This is a genomic window from Veillonella sp. S13053-19, from assembly GCF_002959835.1.
GTDB classification, from domain to species: Bacteria; Bacillota; Negativicutes; order Veillonellales; family Veillonellaceae; genus Veillonella; species Veillonella rogosae.
Genome location: NZ_PPDA01000008.1, coordinates 317,485 through 344,123, shown reverse-complemented (window position 1 = coordinate 344,123; position 26,639 = coordinate 317,485). Strand labels below are relative to the sequence as shown.

Sequence of the window (26,639 nt, the reverse complement as noted above, 5' to 3'; positions counted from 1 at the left end):
TCTATAAATTACAATTAATCTTACCATAAAATGCCTATATTGAATAGAATTTTATGCTATTTTTTAAAGCCCTCTACGTCATCAATAGTCAAGTCCATTACAGAGCCAACTTCTTCGATACCATTTAAATCTACATGGCCTATAGTAAGACGCTTTAAATACGATACGGTACCACCAGCAGCACCTATCATACGTTTTACCTGATGATATTTGCCTTCTTCAATAGTAATGGTGGCCGATTGATCTGATAATAATTCAATTAAAGCCGGTTTACATTGAGTTCCATCACCTAATACAATACCCTCTTTAATGCGCTGGATGCCCTCCTCAGAGAGTTCTCCTTCAAATTCTACGTAGTAAACTTTAGGTACATGTTTATGACCGTTGATGATTGAGTGTCCCCATACGCCATCATTCGTAAGCAGTAAAAGGCCTTCTGTATCTTTATCTAATCGCCCAACGGGAACTACGCCCATTTTTAAATACTCAGGCGGCAATAAATCCATAACGACGGGATGAGTAGAATCTTCTACAGCCGTAACATAGCCCTTAGGTTTGTGAAATTTAACGTAATATAGTTGTGTGGTATTAACAGTTTGACCATCTACGGCTACTGTATCAATGTCGATATCGATATGAATATCTTTTTTTGTAGTAATCTCATCGTTAATAGTAACTCTTCTATCCTTTATAATTTGATGAACTTCTTTCCGACTACCAAATGCTTTATTAGCTAATAATTTATCGAGTCGCATTATTCATGTCCTTGTAATACATCTACATGAGCAGTATCATTAAGCAAATTCAAAACATTATGATCAAATTCGCCCATTCCATTGTAGAAAATACGATTGATAGCCGTGTTGCCTTGACTAAAGTTCCAACAGTGACTAATAGAGATATCTAATAATTTACATAGTAATGTTCGTATTGTACCACCATGACAAGCAATGAGAAGTGTTTCTTCCTCATCATTAGCATTAATAAATTCCTCTAGGCCTGCCCACGCACGGTCTTGCAAATCTTTAAAGCTTTCACCATTAGGCACCTTAACTAGATGAGGCCTCAAATACATTTCATCGATTAAACCAGGCCAACGAGCTTCAATATCGGAGAATAGCATAGCCTCCCAATCACCAAAATTTAACTCTCGTAAACGTTCATCTACAGTAATCGGTGTTGTACGATCACCACGAATAGCTTCGGCAGTAACTAAAGCACGACTTAAATCACTAGATAATATACGATCAAACTTTACATCTTTAAGGGCTTGACCACATGCTTTTGCTTGGTTTAAACCATTTTCATTGAGTGGAACATCGGTAATACCTTGGTATTTCCCCATTTTATTCCAATCTGTTTCACCGTGGCGCACAATATATAATGTCTTCATGATCTACCTATACTTTCAAAATTTCTGTTAGTGTATCAACTAATCTAACATTATTATCATGGTCTTTAATAGCAATGCGAACCCATTGATTACTTAAGCCCATATAAGAATCACAATTGCGAACAATTATGTTATGTTTTTTTAGAGCTTCATTAATTGTATCTGCCGTCACTCCCTCTTGTTCGATATGGAACAAAATAAAGTTAGCTGAAGGCGGATAAACAGTAATACCTGCTATAGCATCTAATGCGTTATACATGTAGTGTTGTTCTTCGCACAATACTTGTTTTGTACGCTTTACATACTCTATATCGTTTAAAGCAGATTCTGTATATGCTTGGGCCAATGTATTAACAGACCATGTCGGGATAAATTTATTTAATTGGTCAATGATTTGAGGATTGCTGAAGGCAGCTCCAATTCGTAGACCTGGAACAGCATAAAATTTTGTAAAGGAATGAACGACGATGATATTATTGAATTCATTTATTAAGGAACGCATAGAGTATTCATTATCTTGTAATGTATCATTTCCCACAAAGTCGATAAAGGACTCATCAATAACAAGTAAGCTATTAGCATCTTTAAGCATACTTGCAACGGTGCGGATGTGATTTTTATCAAGTAATGTACCATCCGGATTATTTGGATTCCCTAAAAATACGATGATACGACCATCTTGCCCTTTTAGTTCAGCAGCAAAGGTTTCGAGCGCTAAATAAGGAACCTCAAAATATGGTTTTCCATTGTCATCCTCTCGTGGTCGATAATAAATATCGCGCACAGCAATTCGACTAGCCTCTAATGCCTCTTTATATTCGGAGAAGCCTGGCGCTGGTACAAAAGCACCTGTATACCCAGGTAAACGGCATATAGCATATAATAGCTCTGCCGCCCCATTACCAACTGTAATTTGATGTTTATTCATACCATAGGTATCTGCAATGGCATTTAACACATCATCATTGGTAGCATCTGGATAATGTGAAATATAACGTAATTGAGCCTCTAATGAAGACAAACCTTGTTGACTAGGACCTAGTGGATTGATATTAGCACTAAAATCAATAACCTCGTACGGTTCAATTCGTTGTTCATGGGCAAATTGAAAAATATTGCCCCCATGTATGTTAGACATTCTATTCTCTTTCTATAAAATACGTTACCGTTTAATATAAGTTAATCCTTCATTTGTAGTTTCTACTGTGTCTACGTAGGATAATTGTGGCAACTTACGTATAATTTCATTTTTACAATCATCAATTCGTCCATAATCAACAGGAAATAATAATCCCATTATGGTACCGCTATGAGCGATGATTGTACCAACACTGTTATAGTAATTACCTATATCGTGAAAGTCATATAAATTCGGTTTATACAAGATCCTTTGATTACCAAAGGCACTTAATGTAGCCGCTTGGCCTATGAGCTTAATATCATGAGTAATAAGACCATGTTTAAATAACTCTAGAGACTCTCGTATAATCGATTCTTTTTCTAATATTTTATTTTGTAAATCCACTTGTTTATTAAAGCTTACAGTATCAATACTGCCACCTTCATCAAATACGAGTATTTTTAATGGAGGGCACATACCTAGCGGTTGAGATATGGTTCCCTTAATATAATCGAACTGCGTAACACCTTGATAAAAAGAAGCATCTGTAGGCTCTACAGACAAACAGATTTGTTCTAGCTCTTTAAATGATAATTCGTAATCCATTGCTAAAGCGGTAGCCATAGCCGTTACAGAAATATCAGCTGAACTAGATGCCATGCCCTTCCCCTGTATAATATCAGACCGAACATATACAGGAGGACATATACTAGTATTTTTTTTAGAATTTACTAATTGTTTGACTAGCTTTCTAGCTTGAGCTGACTTAGGTTGTAGCGCACAATAAGTTTGTGAAAAGGGATGCACTACATTACTTAATGCGTAGGAGTATCGATTGATCGGACATGTGACTAAAAATGATTGTCCATCAATAGAACCTTGTAGAAATTCCCCACATGTTCCTGGGGCTCTTACATAATAGGTCACATTAAACTCCTTTCACATTAAACTAAATGAAGTATTAAATAACTCTTATTGGTAAATAACTAGATAAAATTATGAGTCAATTAGAACATAGTTGGATTTGCCACAACTGTAGCAGATAATATGGATAGAATAATAAGGTATACTAAAATCAATAATACTTCGGTTACCTCTACAACAAATCCATATGTATCACCAGTAGTGCCACCTAATTCTTTTACAATATAACGGTTTAAGAAACGGTTGATAATATAAGTAATTATCATACTAATAATATTAATTTGGAAAACTCCTATTGTGGCATATACTAATACGCCTAAACCTACAACATACCCTACATCAGGAACCGCAAAAATTGCAAAAGCACCGTATAACAAGGTGTATAATAAAATGCCAATTAATAGTAATACAAAAGGCATAAAGAATGTAGAAATGGTATTGTAGGATATAACATGTTTAGGTGCTAAATTAGCAAATGCTGCCCCCATTCCTTGCTCTCTAGCGTAAGGATAGGAACGAATGCTAAATACCATAGACCAACGACTCATTAAAGGCATCATAATAAGTGCCATAGGAATAAATTCAGCAGTAGGAATAGCAGCTAATAATTGCCATTTTAAAAGCGTAACAAATACGAAAGCTACAACCCCAAAAGAACCTATACGGCTATCTTTCATGATTTCTAGTTTTCGTTCTCTTTCACGACCAGAAAACAAACCATCACTAGTATCCATTAGCCCATCCGCATGAAGACCACCGGTCAGTAAAAACTCGGACACAACGATGATTAACATCAACGGCATGATAGGAATAAATGGAGATAATACGCCATAGAGTAATGCTAAAATGAGGCCGATAATAAGGCCTACATAAGGAAAGGCTACTACAGATTTACCAAAGTCTTCTACGGTCCACTCTGTTTGGTTTACAAGTTTTAAACGTGTTAAAAATTGTAAGGCTATAAAAAAAGGTGTCATTATACATTCATCCCATAGGTAATAACTGTACTAATGATAACCATTAGTATAGTCGTAAAATACATCATATAAATTGTTCGCGTAATATGATTACGATTTAGTTTTTCAATAGGATCTCCCATATATTCACGGAAGGTCATTTTTTTGAAATACTGATTGTAACCACCTAAACGAATATGCAAAGCTCCTGCAACAGGTGCTTCAGCATAGCCCCCATTTGGACTAGGATGTTTTTTTGCATCACGCAAGCCAATTTGTACTGCTTTTTTAGCATCAAAGCGTAAAAAGAACGCAGAAATAACAAATAATATAAAGGTAATGCGTGCAGGAATCCAGTTTAATGCATCGTCAAAGCGAGCTGCGACACGGCCAAAATATAAGTACTTTTGATTTTTATAGCCTAACATAGAGTCCATAGTATTGGCAGTCCTATATAGAATAGCTCCCATAGGACCACCTAAGATAAAGAAAAATAAAGGTGCAATAATACCATCCACAGTATTTTCAGCAATCGTTTCTACTGTAGCACGAGTAATTTCACTTTCATCTAAATCTTCTGTATCACGGCCTACAATCCAAGATAATTTTTGACGAGCTTCTATAATGTTATCTTGTTTGATGAGTTGGCTAATAGTAAAACCTGCTCCAGCCAATGATCTTGGAGAAATTGCAATGTACAGTATGATGACCTCTAGAGCATACGCCACCCACTCATTAACAACGGCACCAAGCCATAATATTAGAGATACTATAATATATACTGATACAAGTATTAAACCAACAGCAATACCACCGTACCATAATTTTTTTGTATCATTGTCAGTATCCTTATAAAGAACAGCTTCAAAAAAGGATATAATGCGACCAATTATGGCAACTGGATGATACTTACTATTGGGATCACCAATAATTAAATCCAGTAATAATGCTAAAACTGGAATACATACAAAGCTATACTTTGAAAACCAGTGCAAAATATCTAAATGTTCCATATATCTCCCCTACTAACCCAAGGTAGACATAATATAATCCATATCTAAATGTTCCTCCACAATGTCAGCTAAACGATCATATGCTGCATTTTTATGGTCAAAATAATGGAATACTACATCTAATGGTTCTAACCCCTTACGTTCACGCAATTGATTGATAATAAAGCGTCTAAACTCATCATTATCAAATACACCATGAATATATGTGCCCATTACTTGATGATTGCCATCGATAAAACCATCGATAACATTAACAGCCTCTTCGCTACGGCTTGTAATAGTAAAGCAACGCGTTACTGTATCCACTAATGGTGTAGTATCGCCCATATGGATTTCATAGCCTACTAAATTTTCACCTGTGAAAGTACCATTTAAGAATTTCAAATTAGACACATTAAATTGTACTTGATGCGTCGTTTTTTGATCCTTCATAGTCGTTGAAGATTCTACAAGACCAAGTCCTTCTATCTCTTCAATATCCCCTTCCATATGATGCGGATCATAAATGGTTTTACCCAACATTTGGTTGCCTCCACAAACACCAATAACTGGAGTTCCTTGAGCAGCCAATTTTTTTATTTCCTCAGCAAAACCTGTCTCGCGTAAATATGTTAAATCTGCCAATGTATTTTTTGAACCTGGTAGAATAATTAAATCTGGTTTACCAATAACATCGCCAGGGCCTACAAAGCGAACAGATACATCTGGCTCGTAATTAAGAGCATCAAAGTCGGTAAAATTGGAAATTTTAGGTGTTTGCATTACTACAACTTGAATTTCTTTAGAACCACTATTGCGTTTATTTTCTAATGCCACAGAATCTTCTTCATCAATATCAAGATTTTCAATAGCAGGAATAACGCCTACCACTTTTTTACCTGTTTTTTCTTCAATGAAAGTAAGGGCTGGTTCTAATAATTTAATATCTCCACGGAATTTATTGATAACAATACCTTTAATGAGGTCACGTTCTTCTGGCTCTAGTAGTTCTAATGTACCTACGATAGACGCAATGGCACCACCACGATCGATGTCAGCAATTAAATATACAGGAGCTTTCGTCATTTTAGCAATGCGCATGTTAACAATATCATTAGCTTTAAGGTTAACTTCTGCAGGGCTACCTGCACCTTCGATAACCATAACATCAAAATTAGAATCTAAGAAATCGATAGATTCTTTTACTTTATCAAGAGCAGTTAAAGAGTATTTTGTATGGTATTCTTTCGCGCTATAGACACCAACAGGTTTACCCATTAAAACAACTTGAGATGATTGATTCCCTGTTGGTTTTAATAAAACAGGATTCATTTGTACAATTGGATCAATGCCAGCTGCTTCCGCTTGTGCTACTTGAGCACGACCAATTTCATCACCCCATTTTGTAACGTATGAATTGAGGGCCATATTCTGCGCTTTGAAAGGAACCGTTTTAAACCCTTTTCTGTAAAAGATACGGCATAATGCAGTACAAAGGATACTTTTACCTACATTAGAACTTGTTCCTTGGAACATGATTTTCTTAGCCATTTATATGAACCTCCTGTGATTTTAATTCAATGGTAACACCGCTAATTGTTAAGTATAGTTTATCTGCAGCCGTTGCTACAGTACGATTTACTCGACCAGCAATGTCTCTAAAATATCTAGCAAGTTTATTGTCAGGCACAATGCCTAAACCAATTTCGTTAGTTACAAATATAACTGTTTTACCTTCACATGATTTTATAGCAGCCAGCAATGTTTCTAATTCAGTAAGAACAGTTGCCTCTAATTGATTGGCATCTTGTTGTCCTTGTATAGAACCATGGGCCATCATGTGATTAGTAGTAAACATAGTCAAACAATCTATAAGAATTACATCAGCAGTTTGGCTAATATTTTGCCATTCTTTAGCTAAATGTAATGGTACTTCAAAATTATTCCATATCTCACCACGTCGCTCTTGATGTTTTTTAATGCGATCAATCATTTCTTCATCAAAAGCTTGCCCTGTTGCTACATACGCTTTTCGGCCTGCTGTAGCAAGTGCTAAACGTTCAGCAAATTCACTTTTTCCACTACGTGCTCCACCGGAACACAATATAATTTGGGATTTCATAATGCACCTATACAAGAATTTATAATTTCAGTATCATTATAAGTATAACAAAGGAGCGATACTATGGAAATTATGAATATGAAACTAAAAATGATGGCTACGTTATGGGATAATACATATCGTGTTGCCATTGATGATGGACAAGGAAAATATATTGGTACTGCACGCGTAGTAGTGAATGTTCCACTACCCCCTGAAGCATTACCTGAAAATGCACCACAAGTAGAACCTCAACTATTAGTACTAGTAGAAGATTTTGATTTTGGTGCTGATAAAATTATAAACTTCGAAGCTACACTAGCCGATTTATTAAGAGAAAAATTTCGCTACGTAATTCCTCATATCTTCTTCTACTATCCAAGCCCTCAAGATGTGTTAAATCAAACGATTTCACAATAAGGTCTATAACGAGCAAAAAGCTATGTAAAATACATAGCTTTTTTTTATTTTATTCAGCTCCAAGTTCCTCTTCTACACGACACATGATGAAGCATAGGTCGGATAGACGATTTAAGTATTTTAAATTAGATTCGTGAACACTTTCACCGGCATCTAATACACGCCACAAATCGCGTTCAGCACGTCTAGTAATCGTTCTAGCTACGTGCAAATAAGAAGAAGATTGTTTTTCACCTGGTATAACAAAACTAGATAATGGTTCTAGCTTTTCATCGAAGCGATCGATGACTTTTTCCAAATGTTTTACATGTTGCTCGGTAATTACTGGAGCCGCATTTAGACTAGCAATATCGGCCATTAATGTCCATAAATTGCGCTCAATATCATATAATTCCGCTGCAACACGAGGGTTTTCAGCATAGGAGCGAGCCAAGCCTAAGAAAGCTTGTAATTCATCGATTGTACCATAAGCTTCTACGCGTAAAGATGACTTCTGTACACGTTCACCTGTGTATAAACCAGTTGTACCAGCATCACCTGTTTTTGTATAAACACTACTTGCCATATTATTACCTCCTATAGATATACATGGATGTAGAAATAAAAGCTAAATGATCTCAACCTAGAGATTATTTGTATTCTGGAAACCAAAGGCTAACTTCACGAGCAGCAGCTTCTGGAGAATCAGAAGCATGTACTACGTTAGCATCCATTGTTAAGGCATAGTCACCACGAATACTACCAGGGGCAGCATCTACAGGATTTGTTGCCCCGTTTAAAGCACGTACGGATACAATTGCATTCTCACCAGCTAATACAAAAGCAAGAACTGGACCAGATGTAATAAAGTCAACTAATTCACCAAAGAACGGTTTTTCTTTGTGCTCAGCATAGTGCTCTTCAGCGAGTTCACGAGGTACTTGTAATAATTTTAGTGCTTTAATAACAAGACCTTTGCGTTCATAGCGACTAAGAATTTCACCACTTAATTGACGCTTAACAGCATCTGGTTTAATTAAAACTAATGTTTCTTGCATGATATCCTCCTGTAGATATTAATTAGAATTTTGCCTTTTCTTTATATTTAGGATTCATGGCTTGTTTTTTTAGCTTTTCAATACGTTCTTCTGTACGAGGATGTGTACTAAAAAGATTACTCAAGCTTTCACCAATCCCCATCATAGGGTTAATAATAAACATATGGGCAGTTGCATTACTAGCATTAGGCAATGCACCATGTTTAGAATAGTAATCGATCTTAGCAAGAGCAGAAGCCAAGGCTAGTGGATTACGACACATGTCTCCACCACCTTCATCAGCTAAGAATTCTCTGGCACGAGAAATGCTCATCTGAATAAGACCTGCTGCGATAGGAGCAATAATTATGGCACCTATTAATGCTAAAGGATTAGAACCTTCTCGATCATCGGAGCGACCAAAGATTGCAGAAAATTGAAGGACGTGAGCAATCATAGAAATAGCCCCCGCCATCATCGCAGCAATGGTACTAATTAAAGTATCTCGATTCTTAACATGTGTTAATTCGTGTCCTAATACACCTTCTAATTCATCATCAGTTAATAACCGTTGAATACCTTCAGTAACTGCAACCGCAGCATTACTTGGATTTCTACCTGTTGCAAATGCATTAGGTACTTCACTAGGAATGATATATACCTTTGGCATCGGTAAATTACCATTTTTAGCCAATTGTTCTACCATACCATATAGTTTTGGATTAGATTGTGCAGTAACTTGTTGAGCATTATATTGAGCTAATACGATTTTATCGCTAAACCAATAGGACATAAAATTCATGCCCATAGATACAACGAACATAGCCATCATGCCTGTTCTACCGCCAATCATATCACCTAAGACCACTAAAATGGCCGTTAGAGTCGCTAATAAAAGCGTTGTTTTCATACTGTTCATAGTTTCCTCCAATTATAGTTATGGACTATGCCTAACACTATAATTATATCATAAACTATATAATGGACGCTCCTATTGTATCCGCTTCTAAACAATAGGTTCTATTATCAATGCCATTAGCAGTAAATACGGCCCCCATTGCATCTGCGACATCTTGTACATGTGCTTTATCTACATAAGCAATTAGTGTAGAACCAGAACCACTAATAGTGGCACCATAAGCACCAGCAGTTTTTGCAGCCTCAAATACTTTATCACAATGTGGAATCAAGGTCTTACGGTAAGGTACATGTAAATTATCATCTAATGCGACAGATAAATTACCTAATTGATGCGTAATAAGGCTTGTAACAAATAAAGATGCATGACTTACGTTTTGTGCGGCCTCTTTAAATGGCACATGATTAGGTAAAACAGAACGAGCATATTCAGTAGATACCATGACTTCAGGTACTACAACAGCAAAATGTAACTCAGAGGGTACAGAAATAACTGTGTTAAGTACTTTTGTTTTTAACCCAGTTGCACAGCATAAATTGCCATAAATAGCAGGTGCTACATTATCTGGATGCCCTTCCATGCGATTTGCAATAACAAGTAACTCTTCCTTTGAAAGAGGATGTTTTACTAATGCATTCGCTAGTAAAAGCCCCCCTACAATAGCCGTACTACTACTACCTAAACCACGAGATGGTGGAATTAAGGTTTCAGACGTAATCTGACCGTATTGAATTGGTTCTTGAGCTGTAGCAAAAACTTGATCCATTGCAAAACCAATAAGGTTCTTTTTTGGATCTTCGGCGCGTAAAATATCTGCACCGAAGCCCTCAAAAGTATATGTATATTCTGTAGCATTAACATCGGGTGTAAAGCTAAAAATATTATAAAGGTTTAAGGCTAAACCTAAGCAATCAAAACCAGGGCCACAGTTTGCACTAGTGGCAGGTACTTGTACGCGAACAGTGTTCATAGTTTAAACTTCCATAATACGAATTACACTATTAACAGACTTAACAGAACGCAAGCTATTAAAGGAATCGATAAGATTTGAAATATAAGAACTAGGACATTTAGATGTTACAATAGCCAGTACTGCAGTTTCTGGATCCATATTACGTTGAACGATAGATAGAACAGAAATCTTTTGTTCTGCTAATTTTGCAGAAATTTTTGCCAATACACCTGTTTTATTATCCACAGCTAAACGTAAATAGTAGCTAGATTGAATTTTACCTGGAGAGTAAATATCTTTTTGATCGTAATAGAATGGTTTCAAACGACCTGTTTCATTATAAGAAACATTTTTAGATACTTCCATAATGTCAGATACTACTGAGCTACCTGTTGGTAAGCTACCTGCACCACGACCATAAAGCATTACATCGTCAATACCATTACCTTTAACATAAATAGCGTTATAGGAGCCACGTACAGATGCCAATGGATGTGTGGTAGGAATAAATGCAGGATACACATTTAGGGACAAACCTTGAGAAGTTTCTTTAGCAATACCTAATAATTTGATATTGTAACCAAACTCTTTACCGAATTTAATATCCTCTGTATCAATACTTGTAATGCCTTCTACCGTTACATCCTCAAAGAAAATGCGACGGTTAAAACTAATAGATGCAAGAATAGCTAACTTACGAGCTGCATCAAGACCTTCTACGTCAGCAGTAGGATCAGCTTCAGCATAACCTAAATCTTGTGCTTCTTTTAAAACATCTTGATAACTTAAACCTTCTTCGGACATTTTAGTCAAAATAAAGTTTGTCGTACCATTCATAATACCGATAAGTTCAGTAATACGGTTACCTGCTAAAGACTCATACAATGTACGAATAATAGGAATACCGCCCAATACAGAAGCTTCAAAACGTAAATCTACTCCATTCTTACTAGCTAAATCTAATAAATATGGACCAGATTCAGCCAATAAATCTTTATTAGCTGTCACAACATTTTTCTTTGCTTTTAGAGCTCCCTCAACACATTCCTTAGCAAAGGTTGTACCGCCCATTAGTTCGACAACCATTTGAATATTTTCATCTTGTAATACATCATCAATATTTGTTACATATTGAGCTGTTTCAGGCAAAGTAATATGGCTATATTTTTCTGGATTACGCACATAAATTTTAGAAATTTCAACATTTACTCCAGTACGATTTTTAATAAGTTCAGCATTATCTTGCAATAAATTGAAAGTGCCTTGTGCAACAGTACCGAAACCTAATAAAGCAATTTTTATAGTGGTCATAATAGTCCTACTCTCTTAACTAGCCTATGCTTGGCCTAAAATCTCTACTTTAATAATGCCCTTCATGGAGCGAATATCCAATAATAAGTCTTCTAATGAGCCTTGTAAGTCCTTTGTTTCAAAAGAAATACTGCTGTTTGCAATACCTTGTAAGGGAATATCTTGATTGATTGTCAAAATACTGCCATTACGCTCAGCTATAGCTTTTAAAACACTGGATAACATGCCCGATTCGTTAGACATAGAAACATAAATACTAACTATTTTCCCTTGAGCAATTTCAAAGAATGGAAATACATAGTCTTTGTATTTGTAATACGCAGAGCGACTTAAATCCATTTTTTCAACAGCTTCATTGATTGTTTTAACTTCACCTAATTTAAGAATTTCTTTTACTTTGATTGTCTTTTTAATCGCTTCTGGCAAAATATCTTCTTGCACCAGATAAAACTTATCTTTTTTTGGTTTAGACATAGAGTACACTCCCTTATTGTTCTCTTGAAGTTTCTTGGGCCACAAATTGACGCCCATATAATGTTAATACTGCGTACATACCGATAAAGAATGGCAAATATTCAGCCACAACACGCCATGCTACAGCAACAATACCAACTGTTCCATTTGGGACAAAGGCACTAAACAATACTACAAATAGTCCTTCTGCAATCCCTGTTCCCCCTGGAGTTGGTGCAAAATACAAAATAAGATTTAATAAAATCATGCGATCTAGTATGTCGATGATCGGAATATGTGGTGTAAAAGCATACATTAATGCTGGTGCAATACAATACAAGCATAATAAGCTTAAACCAGATTCAATAAATACTATGAAAGATTGAAATGGCTCTTTATAGAGTAAACCAAGGCCTTGATTTAATGTTTCTAACTTAGAAAGCCAATCCTTTGTTTTATGAGCCTTAAAACGCTGAGCTAGATTATAGACAAACTGTCTCATATATTTAGTCTGTAATATATATGTTCCCAGTAGTGTAGCTATAACGGCAAGCACCGCAAACAACAACAACATATCTCGTGAAATATAGGGAATCTCAATAGCATCACGTAAAAATACTAAAGGCAACATAATGACTAAAAACATAATGGAAAATACAGTTCGTATTAATACGATTGGTGTACCTTTAGATATGGGTACACCATAACTTTTTAGTACTAGTACTTGTGCTACGGCCCCCCCACTAGCACCAGGTGTTAACATGGCCATAAAATAGTTACTAAAGATAACACGCAGTACTGCTTGGATAGATAGCTTGTAGCCACCGATTTTAACAAGACGTTGCAAGCGGAGTCCATCAAAATACATACCAGCCGCTAGTGCTACGATTGCCAACAATAAAGATACACTATTAAAAGACGATATAGTTTTTAATGATTCTAAATCGATGGTATAGTAAATGATTCCTATAGATACGGCTAATAACAAGAGAAACATAAAAATGCCTCTCTTCATCATTTTGCTCATATCAAGTCTCCATAATTAATTAGCTCTATACCATGTTGTCTTATATACAATCGGGTATGACTAGAACATAGTGCATGCAACTCATCTTCCCAGTGATATCCCCAATTATAACGCTTACCTAGAATTGTATTATTAATACCAGGATGAACCATCAATTCATGGGTACCAGAATTATTATTTACCTTTTTCAAAATACCCATTAATGATTTTTGATCTATATTTCCGCCATTCACCATTCCCCAGAAGTATTGGGTGGTCAACATATTGTTATTGCGTACTATTGGCCTTGCATTAGCAGCAACAGTTGATAAACCAACTTTACCTAAAAAACGAGTTGGAGAATATATGTAGTTCATAAAGCTTGTAGGTTCATCAGGTACTCTAATAGCATTTATACCAAAGGATTTTGCCTGTTCCATGACAATAGGTAAAACCGTAGGTAACACATGCATATGTTGATGACCGTCAATATGAGTAACCTTTAATCCAGTGTCTGCAATTTGTGTGATCTGTGCATTAATCTCTTTACGTAGTTCACTATAATTGATTTTGCCAGAGTAAATGAGTTTTATAAAATCAACATAACTTTCTGGAAAAACACCTTCTGCTGTTACGAGTGAAGGAACTTCAGCTGGATCACATACTGGTTTTAGTCCACCAACTAAAGCAATATGAATACCAATGCCCAACTTAGGGTTTTCTTTTGCCATGCTTACGGCTTCTGTAAAAGCATCTCCTCCTGCTAATAAAGAGGTACTAGTAATAATACCTGTACGATGACCATCAATAATACCAGCATTAACCGCACTATGAAGGCCAAAATCGTCTGCATTTACTATTAATTTGGACATAGTTATCTTCCTTTTCATTAAAAAAAGGGAGAACTTTGTTCTCCCACAAAGGATATATGTTATTGTATCAAATACACAACTAATAAATCAATACAAAAGCCCTCTACTTGTATACTAGTAGAGGACTTTTTATAATGTTATAAATTTTTATCATAAATATAAAATTAAATACATTTTACGAAGCATAAATTATAGGTGTTATGTTCTATATAAATTAATACTACATAAAAAATACAGTAGTATTTATTAGTATGAATTTAACTCATCAATTGCTCTTGAACCTTATACATACATAATGCAGCTGCTACACTTACATTTAATGATTCCATATCTCCATACATAGGAATCATGATGCGATTAGTGCAAAGATTCATCACCTCTGGTGTCACACCATTACCTTCGTTACCTAATACTAACATAGTTCGTTTAGCATACGTCACAGAATGATAAGGCTCTGAATCTTCTAAAGCTGTAACATAAGTAGTCATAGTTGATTCAGACACAATATCATGTAACATAGATAAAGTAACATCCTCGTATAAAGGTATTTTATGTAAAGCACTCATTGTACTGCGTACCGTTTTATCATTAAAAGGATCTACAGTACCTTTCATTAAGAAAACACCTTTTACACCTGCTGCAACTGCGGTACGAATAATAGTACCTAGGTTACCAGGATCTTGAACACCATCTAATGTAATATATAACCCATCCTCGATAGAAATACTTTCAATATTGTGTTTAGGTTTTGATACTATGGCCACAACACCTTGGCCATTTACAGTATTATCTATTTTATCAAACACAGGATCTTGAACTATATACGTATGTGCAGATTGAACAGAATCTAATGCTAATAAATCTAATACATTTTTATCTTGTCCTTTAGACTCACGAATAACAACTGTTTTGACTGCACCCATAGCTGCAATATCACGTATAGATCGGATGCCTTCAACAATATACTCCCCACTTTTTTGACGATTCTTACGCTGACCTAAAGCGATAATGTGCTTTATAGTTTTATTATCTTTCGATTGGATAAATTCCATACTAACTCCCGCTTTGTTGATTACTCCAGAGATTATAAAAGGCACCTTTTGAACTGATAAGTTCTTCAAAAGATCCTTTTTCTATTATTTTACCATATTCCATATACACTATTTTATTAGCATCCTGTACCGTAGAAAGTCGATGAGCAATGCTTACAATAGTTTTGCTACCACGAATATTTTCAATACTAGCTTGAATTTGCTTCTCCGTATGACTATCAATATTGGCTGTAGCCTCATCTAGCAATAAAATAGGTGTTTTTCTAATTAGAGTGCGCCCAAATGCCAATAATTGCTTTTGTCCATCAGATAACAAGGAACCTAAATAACCTACAGGTGTATGATAACCCTCTGGCAATTGTTCAATCATACTATCCAAATTTACTTGTTTTGCTGCATCTACCATATCATCATATGAAATAGACGTATCAAAAAGTGTTAAGTTATCCTTTATAGAACCTTTAAATAGATACGCTTGCTGGAAAACATACCCCATCAAATGACGCAGTACGGAACTATCGTAATTTGCAATATCAATGCCATTAATATAGATTGATCCCTTAGTAGGCTTATAAAGACCCATTAACAAGGATAATAGCGTTGATTTACCACTACCTGAAGGGCCTACGATGCCTACAAATTCACCTGCCTTAATGCTTAACGTAAAGTCCTCCAATGCGTATACATCGTTATTGTCATAAGAAAACCATACATGTTCAAAGTCAATAGATTCTATATGTTTAAATTCACTAGGAACTTCATTGGCGATTTGACGATCCTTTTCCTCTAATAAAGGAACTAATCTTTCAGCCCCAGCTAATGCACTTTGTAGAGAATTATATTTATCAGCAATTTCTTTTAATGGTTGGAAGAATCGATCCATATATTGAATGAAAGCAAAAACAGTACCAGCATCGGCCACCGAATCTATTACGTTTGTAGTAGTAAAAATAACGATTAGTGCCACAAAGAATAAACCATCTACGAGAGGTCTAAAAATAGAAAACGTAGTAACTTCAAAAAGGCCTGCTTCTAAGAAACCTTTATTAACCGTATTGTAACGTTCTTCGATGTCTTTTTCACCGCCATAAGATTTGACAATGACTATGTAGTTTAATAGCTCTTTAATGCTCGCATTAGAGGCCGCTACAGATCGGCGAACTTGACGGAATGCTTTACGAGAAAACTTTTGGAATACCCAAATAATTACGCCCATTATTGGTAATAAAATCGTCATGATAATTGCTAAAGGTACATTAATAGCATACATGAATCCTAAAATACCGATGATCATTAAACCGCTACTCGCTAAATTCAGTAATACATCTGTATATAAAGTGCGCAATGACTCTACATCATTTGTGATACGAGTCACCCAATTACCAATGGGTAATTTATAAAACTCATCATGGGACTTATGAAGTATCTTTTGAAATATAATGGCACGTATATTATAAATAATTTTTTGTCCAAAGCTTTTCAAAAAATAATTTTCTACAAATATACATAACACACTACCAATAATAGTAAGACCGTATATTACAGCATAATATTCGATAACATTAATATCATTAGTAGCAAAGCCGAGATCAATAACTTGCTTAGTTAAATAAGGTCTTAAAAGCAAAAGTACTAAATTGCCAGCTAGCGCAATGGTTGCTAACAATAATATACCCAAATAAGGCTTAATATACGCACTTATGTAGGAGAATAAAGCCCAATCATTTTTTAAATTACGCTTTTTCATGATGAGCCCCTCCTTTCTGTGCTTCATATAAGGTGAAATATAAGCCTTTATTAGCTAATAATTCTTCATGAGTACCTTCTTCTACAATACGACCCTCATCAAATACAAGGATTTTATCTGCTTTCTCTATAACCTCTAAACGTTGAGAAATACACAGAATAGTCTGTTCTTTTACATTATTTAAAGTATCTAATATGGTTGTAACTGTTACAGCATCTAAAGCAGAGAAACAGTCATCTAGTAATAAATATGGTGCATTTTTGTAGAAACCACGTGCCATATTAATACGTTGCTTTTGTCCACCTGATAAATCTTGACCTTCTTCAGCTAACCTATGTAAATCATTGTTTAGCAAATCGCCCAAATCTCTGTATAAATCGGCCTTTTTCGCTGCTAATTCCACAGTTTCATGCATGGGTAACTCTTTACCGAATTTTATATTATCAGATATGGTAGTACTTAATAAGTAAGATTGAGTTGGTACATAGGCAATGGAATTCCGAAGTTTTGCTAAGGGTATATTCGTCAAATCTTGATTGCCAAAATAGATAGATTTTTCAGGACATTCTTGTAATCCAATCAACAATTTAAATAAAGTACTTTTACCAGAACCAGGCTTACCCACAAGGCCGATAAAAGATCCTTTAGGTATAGTGGTGGTCACTTGAGATAATGCATGACCTTTAGAGTTTTCATAATTAAAATCTAAATAACGAACGTGAATATCTTCAAGGGATAATACGTCTACACTATCCTCTATTGTTTCAGTGGGCAACTGCATAAAATCAATAATGCGATCTAAGGAGGCTAAACCTTTTTGAACAATTGAAATAAGACCACCAAAACCAATCAAAGGGCCTACAATCAACATGATAAACGAATTGATGGTTACAAACTCACCTATAGTCATTTTGCCTTCTACAGCTAAGTGCCCACAAATAAAGATGCTTATACTAATACAAATGAACGGAGCGATTCTTGTTAATGGTGTTAATATAGCATCTAACAAGGCAACATCCATATTTTTCTTATAGTTAAGTTTATTGATTTTTTCAAAGGACTTTGAAATGATGCTTTCACGATTAAATGCGCGAATTACATCCATTCCCTGAAATAGTTCTTGCCCAAACTCTGTCATATCACTATATGTAGCTTGAGCACTGCGTTGTTTAGCTCTTAATTTTCTACCTAATACAAATATTGCGACGATAATAAAAAATATAGGTGTCATGATTTTAAACGCTAACACCCCATTTATCTTTTGAATTAAAATTATGGATCCTACAATGGAATAGAAAATAATATCTACTATTATCATTACACCTAAACCAAGTGCAACGCGTAATGATGTAACATCATTGGTCATAAGCGCCATAACCTTACCTGGCCCATTAGATTCATAATAAGTTGTTTTTACTTGTAATGCTTGGCTACATAGAATTTCACGAAAAAGATATTCCATACGTCGAATAGAACCCAATAAGGTTCTACGAGAGATTACCTTTAAAATAGTAATAATGATCAATAACAAAATAAAATAAAAAATATAATTCACTAAACCTTCTTTATTATTGCTCAATGTATCTATGGCATTGCCGATAAATTGAGGTACAAATAAAAAAGCTACATCTATAGCCATCAGCATTATTAAACCAATGACATATATCCACCCCTCACGGCGGAAAAATTGCATAAATAAATCTATAGGTTTCATAGGCCCTCTCAAATACACTATGTTTTTATAAATATTAGATACATTAAAACTAATAGAATATAATGAAAAACCGATTTCTAAATCAGTTCATATAAATTAAAGTAATATTGATGTAAATGTACTCTTTATAGTATACACATTTTTCTGCTATTCATTAATACACCTATACGTATAATTACACTATATCGAATTTTTTAGTTTACTTATAGTAATGTAAGTGTTATACTATGCATAGATACAAAACGTATCTTTAATAAATTGGAATTAAAACTCTTAGGAGGAATACAACATGGAAAAACGTACTGGCGTAGTAACATTTGCAGGTGGCCCTATCACATTGGTTGGTCCAGAAGTTAAAGTAGGTCAACAAGCTCCAGACTTCACAGTAATTGGCAATGACTTACAACCTAAAACATTAAAAGATTTCGAAGGTAAAGTAAAAGTTATCTCCGTTGTTCCTTCCCTTGATACAGGCGTTTGTGACGCTCAAACTCGTTGGTTCAACCAAGATGCAACTTCTCTTTCCGAAGACGTTGTAGTATTGACAGTATCTATGGACTTACCATTCGCTCAAAAACGTTGGTGTGGTGCTGCTGGCGTAGATAAAGTTATTACTTTATCCGACCACAGAGATGCTTCTTTCGGTGAAAACTATGGTTTCTTGATCGAAGAACTTCGTCTTTTAACTCGTGGTGTTGTAGTAATCAACAAAGATAACAAAGTAACTTATGTTGAATACGTACCAGAAGTAACTCAAGCAGTTAACTTCGACGCTGCATTAGAAGCTATTAAAGCTGATATCTAATCGTTAGATAATCAATTCGTATTATATAGACGTTAAAAAGACCGTACGGTGTACGGTCTTTTTTATGTGTTGTGTTGTTATTATATTTTAATTGGAGTATTTATGTGGATTCGTATTTCTCGTCTTTTATTAACCATTAAAAATATTGCTCTTATAGGTGTTGGCATTGGTCTATGCATTGCAATGATTAATAGTTTAATAAACTTTGGTTTCATTGCGTGGGCTAATATTCAAGGCTATAGCACATATGATTTATTGATTGAAGAATTAATTACCTTCTTCCTCTACTTTGAGTTTATTGCACTCATCGTAAAGTATTTTAAGAACAACTTCCATTTCCCTCTTGATTTCTTCTTATATATTGGCATTACTGCATTAGTTCGGTTACTCATTATAGATCATGAATCGGCTTTAGATATGTTATTATGGTCTATTTCTATTTTTGTATTAGTATGTTGTTTAGTATTAGTAGAAAGATTCCTTAATAATAAAGAATAATATTATATATTTGTTCATCTATATATAAAGACCATATTATAGTACTAATGAAATAGAGACTTTACCTATTGGTAGAGTCTCTTTTTCATTTTCATGTTATGTGATTGAAATATGTCCTACTATCTTAGAATATATTTTTAGCGTAATTAGCGTATTTAGCCTCTAGTTCTTCCATTTTATCATTCATTTCAATTTGTAATTTAGATGCTAAATCATATTCACCAGCATTTAAAGCTTCTGTTAAACGAGTGAATAAAGATTTGCGATCATCACTATCTTTAGCAAGGTAGAAACGTAAATCGTTAACTTCAGCAAAACGTTTATCATCTACGCTATTACGACTATCTGTGTGAATAGCAACCATATTACGAACTGCATCGAGATTATTTGGGATCAAACGATTAGCTAGAACAAGTTCCCAACGTTTTAAAATAGATGCGATGAAGGATTCCATTAAATCTTTAGCAAAAGCATCACCTTGAGATAATGTTTCTACTAATTCAGGATTGTTATAATAACCTTGTACATTTTCCCATACAGTAGCAGGTGCTACGCCGAACATTTGATTACGTTCTTCTTGTGTGAAATCATCAAATACATCTTTTTCTGTACGGTAAGCGCGATTAGTATCAAGATAATCTGCTGATTCGCCAACTTCTTTAGAAATTTCTGCTAATAATTGAGCTTGAGTTTTACCACAAGTAATAGCATATTTCATACCATCAAAAGCAGAAACGAAAATCAATGATAATGCAGTATATGTATTAGTGTATGGATTTGGAGAACGCAATTCAAAACGTGTAGCCATTGGATTGTCGATATCACGAATTAAACCGCAAAGAATTGTACGGTTACGATTTGGTTCGGATGGATCGGTACCAAAGGATGTTACAATACATACTGGTGCTTCGAAACCTGGTTTTAAGCGGTTTAAAGCATCTGTTGTGGAGCTAATGAATGGATTAATAGCCTCATAATGTTTTAAGAGACCCATAATTGCACCAATACCCAAAGAGCTACAAGCCTCTTTACGCATATCTTCTGGGCTGAATAAGTTAACTAATTTACCAGATTTAAGTTTTGCCATTACACCAAAGTGAGTATGTTCACCAGAACCAGCAACGCCGATAATTGGTTTAGCATTAAAGGTTACATCAAGACCATTTTCACGGAACACTTCACGCACGATAATTCTGGCTTGCAATTCATTGTCTGCAGTTTGTAATGGATTATTACAGAATTTCCAGTCAATTTCTAATTGTTCAAGTACAACAGCTTCATGGCCGAACTCGTCAAGTTTAGCTTTAACGCCGCCTACCTCTTTATGGCCCATTTCAGCAACCATGCCATATTTATCAAGACGTTCAACAGCTTGTTCTAAAGCAGTACGAACGGTGCCATGTGTACGTTGCCAATATTGTTCTTGTAATTTTTGAGATACAGATAATTCTTTCTTAGTAACTGTTCTAGCAGGCGTTTTAACCCAGAACTCTAACTCTGTGGCGGATGTAAAAATAATATCTACTACATCATCAGATTTAACATGTGGCATACCTGGCAAGCCATGTTCTTTAATTAAATTTAATAATTCAGTTTTTACATAGTCACAGCTGCGTTTCAAAATAGAACGAGAATCTACGTAACGGTAATTGTGCATCAAGAAGGCAGGAATACGTAGTGTACCAGTTGGTAAGCCTGTTGCAGGATCAATATTTTCATAGTTGTAATCTACGAACCAGTTTACACTTGGGTCACCCCACATATCAACACGAGCATTATTCAATGTAGCAATATTTGTTAATACTACAGAAGAACCATCTGTTTGAACTGCACGACCTTCAAAGAAGGATTCATAGTCATCAAAGAAGGCAGACATAGGAATTTTTTCATCTGTATCATTACCTGCTAAATCAATACCTACTAGAGATACGAATTTAATTTCTGGATGCTGTTCTAATAATGCGAGTACACCTTCTTTACCGTATTGGCCGGCAGGAATATAATACAATAATTCATGATTAGTAGTAGCCATATCTGTTCCTCCTAAAATAAAAAGACTCCAACAAATAGATATACGATTACATATATCTAAAGTGGAGTCATCGTTGACTAATTATTTTGTTGAGTTCATATTATCATATGTTGAAAATATATGTCAATAAACTTCTATAGAATTTTTATCTTTTAAAAGCTATATTAGAATCAATGTATTTTCAATACAATTAGTTAGTCATATAAAGTTTAACAATATCATTAACCAAGCAATTCTTTAACAATATTATTAACTACTTTACCATCTGCACGGCCTTTAGTTTTAGGCATAACATGTTTCATAACATTACCCATATTTACGATATCACCACACGCAGCTATTGCTTCTTTTACAACTGTGCGAATTTCATCTTCAGAAAGCTGTTCTGGTAAGTATTTTTGTAATACTGCCATTTCTTCTTTAACATGACTAATTAAATCTTCACGGCCAGCTTTTTCAAACTCAGCTAAAGAGTCTTGGCGAGTCTTCATTTCTTTAGCTAAAATACCAAGAATGCCATTATCATCAAGTTCTACTTTGTCGTTAATTTCTGTATTTTTAATAGCACTGTTAACCATACGAATTACAGATAAAGCAGTTTTTCCTTCTTCGCGAGCTTTCATAGCCGCTTTCATATCTTCTTTTAATTGATCTTTTAAGCTCATAGTTCCTCCTTGTTTATAAAATAAAGAAACCCCAATTCTGGATTTCATGAAGCCATGAAAAGGCAGAATTAGGGTAATCATCTTATGCTCTGAATTTGCGTTTTCTTGCTGCTTCAGATTTTTTCTTTCTTTTTACGCTTGGTTTTTCGTAGTGTTCACGTTTTCTTACTTCAGACAAAACACCCGCTTTTTGGCAGGAGCGTTTGAATCGACGAAGAGCACTTTCAAGCGTTTCGTTTTTACCGACTTTGATTTCAGACATCTATATCCCTCCCTCCAAAATAATCTCGGGAAGTGCTGATAATTTACATACGCACATATAATATTATATGTATAGGTATATATGTTGTCAATATTTTCCAGTATATTTTATAGGAATTTTAATAAGTATTATAAAAATAATACATTATACACAATATTAAGCTTCTGGCCAGCCCATTTCCTCGCCACCTAATAGATGGGCATGCATATGGAATACAGTTTGACCAGCTTTACCGCCAGTGTTAAAAATCAAGCGATAACCATCTTTAGAAATACCTAATTCTTTAGCTACATCACGAACAAATGGTAGCAAACCTTCTACATAGTCAGCATTCTTTTCTGTAAGATGTGCAATATTAGATACATGGTTTTTAGGCACGATTAAAACATGGACCTTTTTCACCGGTTGAATATCATGGAATGCATAGAATTTATCGTTTTCTAATACTTTATTGGAAGGAATTTCACCATTAATAATTTTACAGAAAATGCAATCGCTCATAATTAGACTCCTTATTCAATAATTAAATAATTATCTTCTAAACCTATAACAGTACCTCCGATTAGATCACCAATCTTATGTAATCCATCAGACTTTACTTTACCATTTACATACTCATTTGTTAAGCCCATATAGTATCCATTCTCTTCCTTTTCGATGAGAATCTCACCAGGCTTACCAATGCGAGATTTAGCGTATGCTTCATAACCTGCTTGACTAAGACCATTTAACAGTGCAACACGAGTCTTTTTAACGGCTTCAGGTACTTGATCAGGCATAGTTGCAGCCGGTGTACCTTCACGAATAGAATATGGGAAAGCATGAATATGGGTAAACCCAATTTCACGTACTGTATTCAATGTTTCTTCAAAATCTTCATCTGTTTCTTGTGGAAAACCTGCAATGATATCAGTCGTAATAGATAAATCTTTAATGCGAGAACGCAACTTGGCAATGAGATCTTTATACTCTTGTAATGTATAATGACGTCTCATCAATTGTAATACATGGTCTGAACCCGCTTGTAATGGTAAGTGAAGATTTGGACATACTCGTTTATCTGTAGCCATTAATTCTACTAGCTCATCAGAAACCTCAACAGATTCAATAGATCCAAAACGAATACGATATAACTCAGGTATTTCTAATAAGGCTTTTACTACATCAGCCAAGGTAGGTCTACCCGGTAATTCCACACCGTAATTACCTAAATGAATACCTGTTAGTACGATTTCGTGGAAGCCATGGTCTACTAAACGCTTAGCTTCTTCTACGATATCTTCAATCTTACGAGATTTCAATTTACCACGAGTATATGGAATGATGCAGAAAGAGCAATAGTTATTACAGCCTTCTTGAATTTTCATGAAAGCTCGAGCCTTATCTGATTCATTACCAAATAATGGCATTTCCTCAAAATTGGACTCTTTCATAATATCTCTAACAGCATTGATTTGACGTTCTGTAGATTCTAGTTGCTCTACTAGCTCAACGATTTTTGATCGATTGTTTGTACCTATCACAAGGTTAACACCATCAATAGCAGCAATCGCATCTGGATCAAGCTGAGCATAACAACCGGTAACGATTACATAAGCATCTTCATTTTGACGTTTTGCTTTCCTTATCAATTGACGGGATTTCTTTTCCCCCATATTGGTTACAGAACATGTATTAATTACATATATATCAGCTTTTTCATCGAAGTCTACAGCTTCGTAATTATTTTGTAAAAATAAACCTTTCATAGCATCTGTGTCATACTGATTGACACGACAGCCTAAGGTTGTGAAAGCAACGGTTTTCATTGCACCTCTCTATTCTTATTTAATTTATAGTTCTAATTCATATTGAATCATCGCTAATGATCCAATGGCAGCAGTTTCTGCTCGTAAAATAGTATTACCAAGAGAAACTGATTTTCCACCACTCTCTATAATAGCATTGATTTCCTTCTCTTGATAGCCCCCTTCAGGACCAATACAGATAAGAATGTCAGTTATATTTTGATTGCTATGTATTGATTCAAGTGCAGTCTTAATAGTATGACCCTCTTCATTTTCATAGGCTACTAGTTTTAATGCGTCATCCTCTATTTCAAGCACTTGTGAAAGCTTTTCGCCTACTACAAGTGTGGGCAGTTGATTACGCCCACATTGTTGAGCTGCTTCTAGCATAATTTTTTCCCAACGACTAACTTTTGATTGTAGTTTCTTATCATCATATTTAGCTACACAGTTTGCGGTAGATACAAGATAAATGGTATCTACATTTAACTCCGTCGCCTTTTGTAATACCCATTCTAGCTTTTCACCTTTCAATAAGGCTTGAACAAGAATAGTTCGATACGACGACACATCAGTCGCTACATATTCAATAAGTTTAGCTTCTGCTATACCATCAACTTCTTCGGTAATCTGATAGATACCACAACGATTATCACTGCCCGTTACAGTAATGGGTTTATCCATATTATGACGAAATACATGTAACACATGATGTGTCACATCTTTTGGTAATTGTATTTTTTCATTTAATGGTGTAGGGATAAATATTTTCTTCATATCTTTTTTAACGCAAAGGTATGCCAAGGGCCTGCCACGCGTTCCTCTATAATATGCCAATGTTCAGTGATATACGGCAAGATTTCATCATACCGATCATCAATAATACCACTAATGATTAAAATGCCATTATCTTCAAGTTTCTTACCTATTTGTGGTAACAATATCTTCAAAGGGTCTACTGTTAAATTAGCTAAAATTAATTGAGCAGTACCTTCAAAATCCGTATCTAAATTACCACAAATAATTTCGACATGTACTTCATTATTTTCACAGTTAATTTTTGCTTGATTAGCTGCATATTCCTCAATATCAATGCCTACTAAATGTTTTATACCTAATTGGGCGGCTACTAATAAAAGTATCCCTGTACCTGTACCGATATCTAAACATGTAACCTTATCAAGATCCATAGATTCACTATAAACTTTTAACAGCTCAGCACACGTTCTAGTCGTTTCATGGGAACCAGTGCCAAAAGAAATATCTGAATCGATTTCTATAATCGTTTTATTATCGACGTTATCATATTCTTGCCAAGCAGGTTTTATTACGATATTTGGTAATATTTCTGTAGGCTCAATGTATTGTTGCCATGAATTTAACCACGTAGATTCGTCTAGTATATGTGCATCTATTGATTTCACCGTAATATTTGCCTCTGTAAGACGTTTTTCTAAGTCTTCTTTAATCACATCAGCATCAAGTGTTGGATCAGCGTAGAGCGTTAATTTTATTAAATTAGGTTCTTCTTCAATATCTTCTTCTATAATTCCATTGCCTGCGTAATCGTCAAAAAGAGTAGTCACCTCATCGGTGGCTACTCTTTCACAGACAATGGATACTTCTATCCACTGCATATATG

29 protein-coding genes are annotated in these 26,639 nt (G+C 35.0%); 3 read left to right on the top strand and 26 right to left on the bottom strand.

Annotation, left to right across the window (positions count from 1 at the left end):
* Positions 1-56: 56 nt before the first annotated feature.
* The 8 genes from VEHSUH06_RS05085 to cobU all read right to left on the bottom strand — a co-directional run bounded on the left by VEHSUH06_RS05085 (position 57) and on the right by cobU (position 7,507).
* Entirely contained in the window at positions 57-755 is a 699-nt protein-coding gene (locus VEHSUH06_RS05085) for a pseudouridine synthase (protein WP_105098004.1), read from the bottom strand.
* Positions 755-1,393: an alpha-ribazole phosphatase gene (gene cobC / locus VEHSUH06_RS05080; RefSeq protein ID WP_105081158.1), complete on the bottom strand. Its 639-nt coding sequence runs from the start codon at positions 1,391-1,393 to the stop codon at positions 755-757. Before cobC ends, VEHSUH06_RS05085 begins: the two co-directional genes overlap by 1 nt.
* Positions 1,394-1,400: 7 nt before the next feature.
* The gene (locus VEHSUH06_RS05075) at positions 1,401-2,531 is read right to left on the bottom strand and encodes a histidinol-phosphate transaminase (RefSeq protein ID WP_105098003.1); all 1,131 of its coding nucleotides are present in this window, start codon (positions 2,529-2,531) and stop codon (positions 1,401-1,403) included.
* Between the two features lie 24 nt (positions 2,532-2,555).
* Positions 2,556-3,440: a GHMP kinase gene (locus tag VEHSUH06_RS05070; protein ID WP_105081156.1), complete on the bottom strand. Its 885-nt coding sequence runs from the start codon at positions 3,438-3,440 to the stop codon at positions 2,556-2,558.
* Positions 3,441-3,520: 80 nt separating this feature from the next.
* Complete coding sequence (cobS, locus tag VEHSUH06_RS05065; RefSeq protein ID WP_105098002.1) at positions 3,521-4,414, bottom strand: adenosylcobinamide-GDP ribazoletransferase; 894 nt, start codon at positions 4,412-4,414, stop codon at positions 3,521-3,523.
* The gene (gene cbiB, locus VEHSUH06_RS05060) at positions 4,414-5,406 is read right to left on the bottom strand and encodes an adenosylcobinamide-phosphate synthase CbiB (RefSeq protein ID WP_105098001.1); all 993 of its coding nucleotides are present in this window, start codon (positions 5,404-5,406) and stop codon (positions 4,414-4,416) included. The genes cobS and cbiB overlap by 1 nt, the downstream gene beginning before the upstream one ends.
* Before the next feature lie 12 nt (positions 5,407-5,418).
* Entirely contained in the window at positions 5,419-6,936 is a 1,518-nt protein-coding gene (locus VEHSUH06_RS05055; protein WP_105098000.1) for a cobyric acid synthase, read from the bottom strand.
* Positions 6,929-7,507 carry a bifunctional adenosylcobinamide kinase/adenosylcobinamide-phosphate guanylyltransferase gene (gene cobU / locus VEHSUH06_RS05050; protein WP_105097999.1) on the bottom strand — a complete coding sequence of 193 codons (579 nt, stop codon included), beginning with the start codon at positions 7,505-7,507 and terminating at the stop codon, positions 6,929-6,931. Before cobU ends, VEHSUH06_RS05055 begins: the two co-directional genes overlap by 8 nt.
* A gap of 63 nt (positions 7,508-7,570) precedes the next feature.
* Here cobU and VEHSUH06_RS05045 point away from each other — a divergent pair, with 63 nt between their 5' ends.
* Positions 7,571-7,906, top strand: a complete 336-nt coding sequence (locus VEHSUH06_RS05045) for a hypothetical protein (RefSeq protein ID WP_105097998.1) — start codon at positions 7,571-7,573, stop codon at positions 7,904-7,906.
* Between the two features lie 49 nt (positions 7,907-7,955).
* On the opposite strand, the gene VEHSUH06_RS05040 is transcribed toward VEHSUH06_RS05045, so the two are convergent.
* From VEHSUH06_RS05040 to VEHSUH06_RS04990, 11 genes are all read right to left on the bottom strand, one after another.
* A complete protein-coding gene (locus tag VEHSUH06_RS05040; protein ID WP_105097997.1) occupies positions 7,956-8,471 on the bottom strand; it encodes a cob(I)yrinic acid a,c-diamide adenosyltransferase in 516 nt (171 codons plus the stop codon).
* Between the two features lie 64 nt (positions 8,472-8,535).
* The gene (gene ndk / locus VEHSUH06_RS05035) at positions 8,536-8,943 is read right to left on the bottom strand and encodes a nucleoside-diphosphate kinase (protein ID WP_054747500.1); all 408 of its coding nucleotides are present in this window, start codon (positions 8,941-8,943) and stop codon (positions 8,536-8,538) included.
* A gap of 22 nt (positions 8,944-8,965) precedes the next feature.
* A complete protein-coding gene (gene htpX / locus VEHSUH06_RS05030; protein WP_105097996.1) occupies positions 8,966-9,841 on the bottom strand; it encodes a zinc metalloprotease HtpX in 876 nt (291 codons plus the stop codon).
* A gap of 55 nt (positions 9,842-9,896) precedes the next feature.
* Complete coding sequence (gene thrB / locus VEHSUH06_RS05025; protein ID WP_105097995.1) at positions 9,897-10,811, bottom strand: homoserine kinase; 915 nt, start codon at positions 10,809-10,811, stop codon at positions 9,897-9,899.
* Between the two features lie 3 nt (positions 10,812-10,814).
* Positions 10,815-12,104 (bottom strand): homoserine dehydrogenase, encoded by a 1,290-nt coding sequence (locus VEHSUH06_RS05020; protein WP_105097994.1) that lies wholly within the window; start codon positions 12,102-12,104, stop codon positions 10,815-10,817.
* A gap of 24 nt (positions 12,105-12,128) precedes the next feature.
* The gene (locus VEHSUH06_RS05015) at positions 12,129-12,578 is read right to left on the bottom strand and encodes an ACT domain-containing protein (RefSeq protein ID WP_004695770.1); all 450 of its coding nucleotides are present in this window, start codon (positions 12,576-12,578) and stop codon (positions 12,129-12,131) included.
* 13 nt (positions 12,579-12,591) lie between these two features.
* Positions 12,592-13,584 (bottom strand): lysylphosphatidylglycerol synthase transmembrane domain-containing protein, encoded by a 993-nt coding sequence (locus VEHSUH06_RS05010; protein ID WP_105097993.1) that lies wholly within the window; start codon positions 13,582-13,584, stop codon positions 12,592-12,594.
* Positions 13,581-14,435 (bottom strand): ChbG/HpnK family deacetylase, encoded by an 855-nt coding sequence (locus VEHSUH06_RS05005; RefSeq protein ID WP_105097992.1) that lies wholly within the window; start codon positions 14,433-14,435, stop codon positions 13,581-13,583. Before VEHSUH06_RS05005 ends, VEHSUH06_RS05010 begins: the two co-directional genes overlap by 4 nt.
* Before the next feature lie 257 nt (positions 14,436-14,692).
* A complete protein-coding gene (locus VEHSUH06_RS05000; protein WP_105097991.1) occupies positions 14,693-15,487 on the bottom strand; it encodes an RNA methyltransferase in 795 nt (264 codons plus the stop codon).
* A gap of 1 nt (position 15,488) precedes the next feature.
* The gene (locus tag VEHSUH06_RS04995; RefSeq protein ID WP_105097990.1) at positions 15,489-17,234 is read right to left on the bottom strand and encodes an ABC transporter ATP-binding protein; all 1,746 of its coding nucleotides are present in this window, start codon (positions 17,232-17,234) and stop codon (positions 15,489-15,491) included.
* Positions 17,221-18,948 carry an ABC transporter ATP-binding protein gene (locus VEHSUH06_RS04990; protein ID WP_105097989.1) on the bottom strand — a complete coding sequence of 576 codons (1,728 nt, stop codon included), beginning with the start codon at positions 18,946-18,948 and terminating at the stop codon, positions 17,221-17,223. The genes VEHSUH06_RS04995 and VEHSUH06_RS04990 overlap by 14 nt, the downstream gene beginning before the upstream one ends.
* A 289-nt stretch (positions 18,949-19,237) precedes the next feature.
* Between VEHSUH06_RS04990 and tpx the strand changes: the two genes are divergently transcribed.
* Both tpx and VEHSUH06_RS04980 read left to right on the top strand, forming a co-directional pair.
* Complete coding sequence (gene tpx / locus VEHSUH06_RS04985) at positions 19,238-19,753, top strand: thiol peroxidase (protein WP_105097988.1); 516 nt, start codon at positions 19,238-19,240, stop codon at positions 19,751-19,753.
* A gap of 102 nt (positions 19,754-19,855) precedes the next feature.
* Complete coding sequence (locus tag VEHSUH06_RS04980; RefSeq protein ID WP_105097987.1) at positions 19,856-20,251, top strand: phosphate-starvation-inducible protein PsiE; 396 nt, start codon at positions 19,856-19,858, stop codon at positions 20,249-20,251.
* Between the two features lie 124 nt (positions 20,252-20,375).
* Here VEHSUH06_RS04980 and VEHSUH06_RS04975 read toward each other — a convergent pair whose 3' ends face one another.
* The 7 genes from VEHSUH06_RS04975 to VEHSUH06_RS04945 all read right to left on the bottom strand — a co-directional run bounded on the left by VEHSUH06_RS04975 (position 20,376) and on the right by VEHSUH06_RS04945 (position 26,634).
* A complete protein-coding gene (locus tag VEHSUH06_RS04975; RefSeq protein WP_105097986.1) occupies positions 20,376-22,283 on the bottom strand; it encodes a glutamine synthetase in 1,908 nt (635 codons plus the stop codon).
* Positions 22,284-22,504: 221 nt separating this feature from the next.
* Positions 22,505-22,948, bottom strand: a complete 444-nt coding sequence (locus VEHSUH06_RS04970; protein WP_105097985.1) for a GatB/YqeY domain-containing protein — start codon at positions 22,946-22,948, stop codon at positions 22,505-22,507.
* An 82-nt stretch (positions 22,949-23,030) separates the two neighbouring features.
* Positions 23,031-23,210, bottom strand: coding sequence for a 30S ribosomal protein S21 (gene rpsU / locus VEHSUH06_RS04965; RefSeq protein WP_004695751.1), 180 nt, complete (start codon positions 23,208-23,210; stop codon positions 23,031-23,033).
* A 156-nt stretch (positions 23,211-23,366) separates the two neighbouring features.
* Positions 23,367-23,711 carry a histidine triad nucleotide-binding protein gene (locus VEHSUH06_RS04960; protein ID WP_009351489.1) on the bottom strand — a complete coding sequence of 115 codons (345 nt, stop codon included), beginning with the start codon at positions 23,709-23,711 and terminating at the stop codon, positions 23,367-23,369.
* A gap of 11 nt (positions 23,712-23,722) precedes the next feature.
* On the bottom strand, positions 23,723-25,018 hold the full coding sequence (mtaB, locus tag VEHSUH06_RS04955) for a tRNA (N(6)-L-threonylcarbamoyladenosine(37)-C(2))-methylthiotransferase MtaB (RefSeq protein WP_105097984.1): 1,296 nt from the start codon (positions 25,016-25,018) through the stop codon (positions 23,723-23,725).
* A 24-nt stretch (positions 25,019-25,042) separates the two neighbouring features.
* A complete protein-coding gene (locus tag VEHSUH06_RS04950) occupies positions 25,043-25,774 on the bottom strand; it encodes a 16S rRNA (uracil(1498)-N(3))-methyltransferase (RefSeq protein ID WP_105098061.1) in 732 nt (243 codons plus the stop codon).
* Positions 25,771-26,634, bottom strand: a complete 864-nt coding sequence (locus VEHSUH06_RS04945; RefSeq protein ID WP_105097983.1) for a 50S ribosomal protein L11 methyltransferase — start codon at positions 26,632-26,634, stop codon at positions 25,771-25,773. Before VEHSUH06_RS04945 ends, VEHSUH06_RS04950 begins: the two co-directional genes overlap by 4 nt.
* Between the last annotated feature and the right edge of the window lie 5 nt (positions 26,635-26,639).

Excerpts from the sequence above, each read along its gene's own strand:
- VEHSUH06_RS05085 (WP_105098004.1), bottom strand. The coding sequence starts at position 755 with ATGCGACTCGATAAATTATTAGCTAATAAAGCATTTGGTAGTCGGAAA.
- cobC (WP_105081158.1), bottom strand. The coding sequence starts at position 1,393 with ATGAAGACATTATATATTGTGCGCCACGGTGAAACAGATTGGAATAAA.
- VEHSUH06_RS05075 (WP_105098003.1), bottom strand. The coding sequence starts at position 2,531 with ATGTCTAACATACATGGGGGCAATATTTTTCAATTTGCCCATGAACAA.
- cobS (WP_105098002.1), bottom strand. The coding sequence starts at position 4,414 with ATGACACCTTTTTTTATAGCCTTACAATTTTTAACACGTTTAAAACTT.
- cbiB (WP_105098001.1), bottom strand. The coding sequence starts at position 5,406 with ATGGAACATTTAGATATTTTGCACTGGTTTTCAAAGTATAGCTTTGTA.
- VEHSUH06_RS05055 (WP_105098000.1), bottom strand. The coding sequence starts at position 6,936 with ATGGCTAAGAAAATCATGTTCCAAGGAACAAGTTCTAATGTAGGTAAA.
- cobU (WP_105097999.1), bottom strand. The coding sequence starts at position 7,507 with ATGAAATCCCAAATTATATTGTGTTCCGGTGGAGCACGTAGTGGAAAA.
- VEHSUH06_RS05045 (WP_105097998.1), top strand. The coding sequence starts at position 7,571 with ATGGAAATTATGAATATGAAACTAAAAATGATGGCTACGTTATGGGAT.
- VEHSUH06_RS05040 (WP_105097997.1), bottom strand. The coding sequence starts at position 8,471 with ATGGCAAGTAGTGTTTATACAAAAACAGGTGATGCTGGTACAACTGGT.
- ndk (WP_054747500.1), bottom strand. The coding sequence starts at position 8,943 with ATGCAAGAAACATTAGTTTTAATTAAACCAGATGCTGTTAAGCGTCAA.
- htpX (WP_105097996.1), bottom strand. The coding sequence starts at position 9,841 with ATGAACAGTATGAAAACAACGCTTTTATTAGCGACTCTAACGGCCATT.
- thrB (WP_105097995.1), bottom strand. The coding sequence starts at position 10,811 with ATGAACACTGTTCGCGTACAAGTACCTGCCACTAGTGCAAACTGTGGC.
- VEHSUH06_RS05020 (WP_105097994.1), bottom strand. The coding sequence starts at position 12,104 with ATGACCACTATAAAAATTGCTTTATTAGGTTTCGGTACTGTTGCACAA.
- VEHSUH06_RS05015 (WP_004695770.1), bottom strand. The coding sequence starts at position 12,578 with ATGTCTAAACCAAAAAAAGATAAGTTTTATCTGGTGCAAGAAGATATT.
- VEHSUH06_RS05010 (WP_105097993.1), bottom strand. The coding sequence starts at position 13,584 with ATGAGCAAAATGATGAAGAGAGGCATTTTTATGTTTCTCTTGTTATTA.
- VEHSUH06_RS05005 (WP_105097992.1), bottom strand. The coding sequence starts at position 14,435 with ATGTCCAAATTAATAGTAAATGCAGACGATTTTGGCCTTCATAGTGCG.
- VEHSUH06_RS05000 (WP_105097991.1), bottom strand. The coding sequence starts at position 15,487 with ATGGAATTTATCCAATCGAAAGATAATAAAACTATAAAGCACATTATC.
- VEHSUH06_RS04995 (WP_105097990.1), bottom strand. The coding sequence starts at position 17,234 with ATGAAAAAGCGTAATTTAAAAAATGATTGGGCTTTATTCTCCTACATA.
- VEHSUH06_RS04990 (WP_105097989.1), bottom strand. The coding sequence starts at position 18,948 with ATGAAACCTATAGATTTATTTATGCAATTTTTCCGCCGTGAGGGGTGG.
- tpx (WP_105097988.1), top strand. The coding sequence starts at position 19,238 with ATGGAAAAACGTACTGGCGTAGTAACATTTGCAGGTGGCCCTATCACA.
- VEHSUH06_RS04980 (WP_105097987.1), top strand. The coding sequence starts at position 19,856 with ATGTGGATTCGTATTTCTCGTCTTTTATTAACCATTAAAAATATTGCT.
- VEHSUH06_RS04975 (WP_105097986.1), bottom strand. The coding sequence starts at position 22,283 with ATGGCTACTACTAATCATGAATTATTGTATTATATTCCTGCCGGCCAA.
- VEHSUH06_RS04970 (WP_105097985.1), bottom strand. The coding sequence starts at position 22,948 with ATGAGCTTAAAAGATCAATTAAAAGAAGATATGAAAGCGGCTATGAAA.
- rpsU (WP_004695751.1), bottom strand. The coding sequence starts at position 23,210 with ATGTCTGAAATCAAAGTCGGTAAAAACGAAACGCTTGAAAGTGCTCTT.
- VEHSUH06_RS04960 (WP_009351489.1), bottom strand. The coding sequence starts at position 23,711 with ATGAGCGATTGCATTTTCTGTAAAATTATTAATGGTGAAATTCCTTCC.
- mtaB (WP_105097984.1), bottom strand. The coding sequence starts at position 25,018 with ATGAAAACCGTTGCTTTCACAACCTTAGGCTGTCGTGTCAATCAGTAT.
- VEHSUH06_RS04950 (WP_105098061.1), bottom strand. The coding sequence starts at position 25,774 with ATGAAGAAAATATTTATCCCTACACCATTAAATGAAAAAATACAATTA.
- VEHSUH06_RS04945 (WP_105097983.1), bottom strand. The coding sequence starts at position 26,634 with ATGCAGTGGATAGAAGTATCCATTGTCTGTGAAAGAGTAGCCACCGAT.